4 protein-coding genes are annotated in these 6,796 nt (G+C 66.0%); 1 reads left to right on the top strand and 3 read right to left on the bottom strand.

The features are described from left to right. Positions 1-27: 27 nt before the first annotated feature. The 3 genes from ACY34I_RS39950 to ACY34I_RS39940 form a co-directional block, all read right to left on the bottom strand. Positions 28-1,293: an IS701 family transposase gene (locus ACY34I_RS39950; RefSeq protein WP_148801700.1), complete on the bottom strand. Its 1,266-nt coding sequence runs from the start codon at positions 1,291-1,293 to the stop codon at positions 28-30. 801 nt (positions 1,294-2,094) lie between these two features. Further along, on the bottom strand, positions 2,095-4,863 hold the full coding sequence (locus ACY34I_RS39945) for an N-6 DNA methylase (protein WP_462760680.1): 2,769 nt from the start codon (positions 4,861-4,863) through the stop codon (positions 2,095-2,097). 347 nt (positions 4,864-5,210) lie between these two features. Next, positions 5,211-5,348: a hypothetical protein gene (locus ACY34I_RS39940; RefSeq protein WP_462760678.1), complete on the bottom strand. Its 138-nt coding sequence runs from the start codon at positions 5,346-5,348 to the stop codon at positions 5,211-5,213. A 521-nt stretch (positions 5,349-5,869) separates the two neighbouring features. On the opposite strand from ACY34I_RS39940, the gene ACY34I_RS39935 reads away from it, so the two are divergent. Then, positions 5,870-6,796 (top strand): hypothetical protein (locus ACY34I_RS39935; protein ID WP_462760676.1); only part of this gene is annotated, 927 nt, incomplete at its 3' end.

Below are 6,796 nucleotides of genomic sequence, written 5' to 3'. Positions count from 1 at the left end.
ATCTAGTACGGCAGCCGCCGTTCGCGATCAATGCTGAAGTTCGAGGTTGAGGCGGCGTGTGTAGTGGGATTGTCGGGCTTGGGCTTGATGCCGGCGTCGCCAGCCTGACCAGTGCAAACGATGGGTGAGGTCGCTGATCGGGCGGATGATGCAGGCGTTGATGAGGCGGCGAACTTCGTTGACCGTCAGCTTGATCAGCCCGGTGTCGGCTGGGTCGTGATGGGCCGCGTCGGCGGCGCAGATCGCCAGGACGGCGAGAGCGGCCAGGGCGAGGGTGGTGAACCGGTGCCAGGAGTCCCAGCGGCGGACTTGGTGCTGGTCCAAGCCGACCTGGCTCTTGGCGGCCTGGAAGCTCTCCTCAACGGTCCAACGGATTCCCGCGACTCGCACGAGCTGCGCGAGGGTGGCCGGGCGTGGGGTCCAGCAGCGGTAGAAGGCCAGCTCACTGGTGGTGGTGTTGCGGCGGATCAGGAGGCTGTGCCGGCCGCCGTCGTCGGGGTCGGCGTCGGTGCACACGTCGTCGAGCCAGGCCCAGTCGTAGAAGCGGGGGCCCTTGGATCCGGCGCCGGCTGAGCGGCGCTGCCACGCTGATGCCGGCAGTTCGGCGGCTGCCCGGTCGGCCCGGACCTTGACTTTGCCGCCGTCGATCGGGATCAGATGGCTGCAGGACACCGCGAGGACGTAGCCGAGCCGGTGTTCGCGCAGATGGGCGCGGAACGCGGCGCTGTTGCCGTATGCCTCGTCCGCGGCGGCCCATCCCGCCGGCACGCCGGCGTCGACGGCGGCGGTGATCATGTCTGCGGCCAACTGCGACTTGGTGGCGAATTCGATCTCGTCCGGCACGCCGGCGGCCTGACACCGATCCCGGTCGTCGGTCCACGATGCCGGTAGATACACGCGTCGGTCGATCAGGGTGTGCCCGTCGGAGCCGGCGTAGCCCAGGAACACCCCCACCTGGCTGTTCTCGATCCGCCCGGCGGTGCCGCTGTACTGCCGCTGCACACCGACCGAATGAGCGCCCTTCTTCAGATCACCGGTCTCATCGACCACCAGAACCGCGTCCGGGCCACCGAACCGGTCGACGATCAGCTGCCGCAGGTCATCGCGGACGGCGTCGGCATCCCACACCGCCCGGTACAACAACCGCTGCATCGCATCCGGCCGGGCGTGACCGGCCTGCTCGGCCAACTGCCAACATGTCTTCACCTCAAGATCGGCTAGCAGCCCCGTCACGAACGCCGCCGCCGCACGACGAGGCTCCACCCGCCCGAACCGGCCCGCGAAGCACCCCAACACCCCGGCCAGCACACGCTCCCACCGACCAACGGCTACGCTGTGGCACGCGGCCACCGCAAGATCTGATGTTGTGTCCACAACGCACAGACGATCACGCGGTGGCCGTCTCGCGTCCGCCGCAGTTCAGCAGCAAGATCTCAAACGGCGGCTGCCGTACTAGGGAGCCGACTTGCCAGAGTAAGTCGACGACTCAGACCATCACCACCTGCTTCGCAGTCGCCCGCCATCCGCTGAGCAGCGGCACTCTCGGACCAGCGCAGGCACTGGAGGCTTCAGTGTCCGAATCGTTGACGGCGACAAGCCAAGGCGCTATCAGCCCTCTAGTGTAGTGATAATGACGATTATTGGTACGCGTTGCCGGCTCGAGGCCATGCTTTCCGACCACGTCCGCCCGCCGGTCAATGCAATCGCAGCTCTGGCATTTCCAGGCCTCGGCCCTCACTGTGCTGTGGGACGAGACTGACGGCAGGGCGCGCTGGCTCGCGAGGGCGCCCGACGCGTCAAGTTGCCTCCGCGGCCGGCGCTCGGCTGGCCCGGGCCAGTTCGTGCATTTCCGCTGGATGTAAGAAGCCCGGCATCCCGACCTCCTGCGCTGCCCCGGACATGGCTCTTGACCTGCTCGAGCGCATGCCGTCGGCTTCCGGCATCTTCCGCCGTTACTCGCGCTCGGTTGTGCCGGATCTGTGCCATGTGGTCATGACGACATAGCCAGCCGCCCGCAGCCGGTTGAGGTCGAGCAGTGCCACCATGCCGACCAGGCGGTTGCTGAAGAGGTCGGCGGCCCTGAGCGATTCAGATCTACGAGAGGACGGTGAACCCTTGCCGCAGGGATTTCAATACCCACTCGTCAACGCACGTCTGCGAATGCCCCCGGTCGAGGGACTTGAGATTCGCTTCGGCCGAGCCGAAGGAATCTGGGTGGTATACCTCCTTCGCACCACACTGGGGACAATCCCGAACCAAGAGATAGGGATGGAGATCGACAAGGTCTCGCTGGTCCACCAGTGCGTAAACCCGTCCTCGGTAGAGTGGCCTCTCCGACACCTGCTCCGCCATGTTCCAGTCCGGGTTGTCACCCCGCAGCAGCGCGAACCGACCGCTGAAGTCTGGCTGGCCATCTGCACCCTCGACCGGCTCGATTGACTCTGCGTACCTCAACTCCCAGCGAGCCAGGAAGCTGAGGCCGTCGAGTAACTCGCTCATCGCGCTCTCCGCGTGTGCGAGTCGCTGTTGGAACTCGTAATCTGACCGCGGATAGTCGCCATGGATACGGTTACGTTCCACGAGTAGCTGTTCGAAGGCAACAACGGCGGGGGAGCCCGCGTCGCCGAGCGCCTGCCCGATGCCGCCTAGGTCTAGGGCACTACTTCCGCTGGACAGGATAGATCGCGCCACTTCCGTGAACATCGCTCGCTGGGCGCCTATAGTGGCACCGCTCCTGGTTACTTGGCCGGCCCAGTTTTTCAAAGACTTGCCAGATAGGGAACGAGCGCGGGCGGTGGCCGCCGAGAGGACGGCCAGAACCGTCGATATCGTTTCCAGTCCTTGATGCACTACCTCGTGGTATCGCTCCCGTGGTGACCTAGTCCGATCGATGGCGCGTAACGTGCGGGAAATGGGATAGGGAAAGGAGGCCTTGGCGATGCGGAGGGCTCCGTTCAGGTTCTCCAGCGAGCGCAGGGAGGCCGTGATTCCATGCAGTCCGTCGATACGCGCGGCGATCTCGACGGAGGAAGCGCCCCGGTATATCTCGTCTACCCGGTGGCGCAGCTGGCCGATCTCCGCCTCCAGCCGAGCTACCTCCGAGTCGTAGCCGCTGAGCACGTCGTTGAGATAGTCGGCCGGCAAGGGGCAGTGTGGTACAGGCAGTTCGGCCAACTGATCTCGGTCAAGGCGGGGAATCGTACCTCGGAACATCCTGACGAGATATCCCTTCGCCCCCTCCGATCGTAGATAGCCCAGCAGGTACCGCATGCTGAACGGCCGGCGGGCCCGGAGGACGAGCGTGTGATCGCTTGCGAATGCGGGCCCGTAGTCGTCCGGCACGAGGGCCCACCGTCCATATGGCGGTGAGATGCTGCCGATGATGTCGCCCGGCAGTACCTCAATCGAACTGGCCTTCGGTGGTGTGGAGCGGGGAAGATCGGACCAGGGGGTCAACTCTTGGCCTATATCTTCGGCGCGCACGACGCGTTCACGGTCCGCGTCGACGCTACCTTTGTCGACGCGGTTTCGCCCGGGCAGGATTTCGCACAGGTCGCAGAGGCGTTCTTCCTCCAGCGGGCTGGCTGTGGCCGAGGGGGTCGCTTGTAGCCGGCGTGTCACCGGGGGGATTCGCCACCTGCCATCTTGGGCGAGCAGCGAGGCGGGAACGGCGCTACACAGTTCACCCGCGGGAGCGGACAGTGCCTCCACGATTTGTTGGATGTCTTCGGGAGACAGGCTGTGCCGTCGGCGATCCGTCCGGTGCCCGAGGTCGCGGGCGTCGAACAGGCGGAAGCAGCCGTTGTTCGATCCCGGCGACGGGTGCCGTAGGACCAGCATGGTGGGTGCCATCGATGTGCGTTCGAATACTCCACCCGGCAGCGTAACGACGGCGTGTAGCAATCCGGTCTCTGCGATGAAGCGTCGTAGCTGAGCGTCTCCGGAGCCGGCGGGCCCGACGGTGAGGGCGGCCGAGTTGACCAGCACGATAGCTACTGACTGCGGCCGCTCCGAGATGCACCTCGCGATCGCCGTAAGGTGGAGCAGCGACGAGTCGGACGCCCTCGGCCTGGCGGGAAAAGTCATCTCGCCATCGAGCCACGGCTCGAGGTGGCGCCACGGCGTCGCCTCGATCGCACTGATTAGGTAGTGGAAGTCGGGAACGGCGATGGACTGCTGGGTGAGCCATTCGCCGAGACGGAGTCTGTCAGGAGAAATGCCGGTCAAGGCAACGGTGGTGCGCGCGATAGCGAGGGCCTCGGCGGAGTGGCCATATCCATGTGCGACGAAACCGCCATGGGACTGCATCAGCAGCCGAGCCAGCCCGGCAATCATCTCACCGCATCCCACGTATGGATCGAAACCAACGCGTACCGCCGGCGCGACGTCGTCCTCGGTGAGTGGTGACATTGCCACTGCGAGCCGAGCGCCGAGTTCAGCGAGTTCGGTCGGCACGGTAAAGGCGCCCACTGAGGGGTCGGCCGCTCGGCTGACAATCTTGTTCGCCACCGCCAGTCGATCGGCCGGTTCGACATCAAGCAGGATACGGGCGATGTGCTGCACGGCTTGGCCGTTGGAACCATGGCGATGGAGTTCATCGAACGCGGCGTCGAACCCGAGAGTCGCTAGGGTGTCGGCGAGGTGCCCGGGGGCAATGTGGCTTTCTCGCCAAACAGTCTGCGGTGACTGGGCACACTGCTTCAGCCAAGATTCGCCTCGTTCGGCACCCAGGAGCGTCATGCCGGCGACTACGGCGTGAGCGGCCCGGCTGCCTAGGCGGAGGCGAAGATCCTCCTCGACCGCTTCCAAGGCCTCGACTGATGCTGTGATTCCGCCGAGGTGACCGACCTGGTCGATTGGCATGAATCGGCTGATCGCCACGTACTCCCCCGATCATTACCCGACGTTTAAGCGACGCGAACACTGCGATTAACCGCAACTCGTTCCGCGAGGTGCGGATACGGCGATGCCATCCAGGACGATGCTGCACAGAGATTAGGCCCAATCGATCAAAAGCCTGGAGCAGTTGGCGTGGTTGAGGCGCTGCCGTTCTCGCGACGCCTGTCGCCGCCTCGATATGGCGAACCTGACTCGGTTCGGCGTCGCCGACATCCATGCAGCCCTCTCGCCCGATCAAGTTCCATCGTCGACTTTGGGCTCTGATCATCGGCGTGTCAATCCCCGGGATCGTGGAAGACTCCGTCATGCGGCTAGACCTGCCAACCCTGCTGTTTCTGCGCGTTGGCTCCGGCGATCTGCAGGGCGCCGGCGGTTCCGGCGATCATGCCGGTGGTTCCTGCGACGCCTGCGGCAGCGAACGCGACGATCGGGCGGGTCGGCAGAGCCATCGCAGATTCCTCCATCATCGGCGGTGAGGCGGAGGTTCCGCGTTCGTTCCGAACGCGAATGTTATCTGCCCGGGTCCACACGTTCGCCCGCTCGGATGCGCGTGTCGCCGTGTGGCATCTCTTCCTGGCCAGCCGCCCCCAGGTCCGCAGCCGGTTCGCCGCGACCAACCGACCCCACGTGGTCGACCGCTTCTCGTCCTGATCTCCGGCCGCCGCCGCGCCTGCCCGGCGCGACGTGCGGCCGTCCCACGCACCGCGCGTACCTGCGCTGCCACCGTCGCCCGGTCGTCGGCCTGGTGCTCGATGACACTCGGCCCCACGCTCTTTAGCTTCGACGGTGGGCGGGCCGAGCTGGCCAGCTCGACCGGGACGTCCCGACGTGGCCGGGTCATGGGCAGCGTCGATGTCGAGCGAGTGGGCTGGTACACGGCGGACTGGCTCGCTGGCGGGCACGACGGGCCGGCAACCGCATTTTCGACCGTCCCTTGTGCCAAGCCCTCTGAGTTAGAGTTGCCCGACCTTTGCGCTACCTGGAGGACACCGCCGGCATGTCCCGACTTGCCCTCGCCTCTCTTCCCGACCCGGCCTTGGCGGCGGATGATGTGCCGCTCGGTGACTCGCTTGTGGCCGAACTCGGCAAGCGAGGCTGGCGGGTCGACGACGACCCGCTGCGGGCGCGCTGGTTGCGGCTCGCGGCCTGTCACTCCACCTTCCTATACGAGCTCGGCCGGTCGCCGATCTCGGTCGCCGCGCTGGCGGCACTGGGCAAGGTGGGGGCCACCCATCTGGCGCTTGCGGTGGCCGACCTGGTCGTGGAGCGCACTCGTCCGGACAAGGTCAGCAGGCAGAACCGGGTCATCGCGCACATGCCCGGGCGGGTCGCCCAGCGGGTCGCTGGCAATTTGGCTGTCGTCGAGTCGATGAACCTGGGCAAGGGCGAGGAGCCGAACCGGCGGAGCACGTCGCGCCTGGCTGAGGACGTCATGCACCAGGTCCTCGGTGTGGTGGTGCTCCTCGGCGGCTACACCACCGTCAAGCGGCTGGTGGCAGACGTCTACGAGCAGGCACTCCAGCAGGTGCTCATGGACGGCATCAACTGGTGGGGTGAGCTGACCCGCTCCGTGCCGGTTCAGCAGCTCACGGTTGAGGACCATCAGGAGGGCCCGGATCATCATCGGACCTTCATTGTGGAGATCGTCGACGACCGGGGGCGGCGGGGGCGCGGTGAGTTCTCGAAACGAACCGGCGCGAAGGATCTGGCGGTCCAGGACTACATGCGCAATGCGGGTCTCTACGGTGAGATCGTCGCGCGCGTCGGTGGCCGCTCGATCTTGCGGCTTACCGAGGAGCCCCGTCACTACCCACCGGGGCAGGGCCCGCGGAACCGCACGGTCGCCGAACTGGCCACCACGCTCCGGATCACTCCGGAACGCCGGGCCTACCTGCAG

This window comes from Micromonospora sp. RTBAU3-60 (assembly GCF_054963695.1).
The sequence above is the reverse complement of the archived record's forward strand: the minus strand, read 5'-3'. Positions and strand labels throughout refer to the sequence as shown.

Excerpts from the sequence above, each read along its gene's own strand:
- ACY34I_RS39945 (WP_462760680.1), bottom strand. The coding sequence starts at position 4,863 with ATGCCAATCGACCAGGTCGGTCACCTCGGCGGAATCACAGCATCAGTC.
- ACY34I_RS39940 (WP_462760678.1), bottom strand. The coding sequence starts at position 5,348 with ATGGCTCTGCCGACCCGCCCGATCGTCGCGTTCGCTGCCGCAGGCGTC.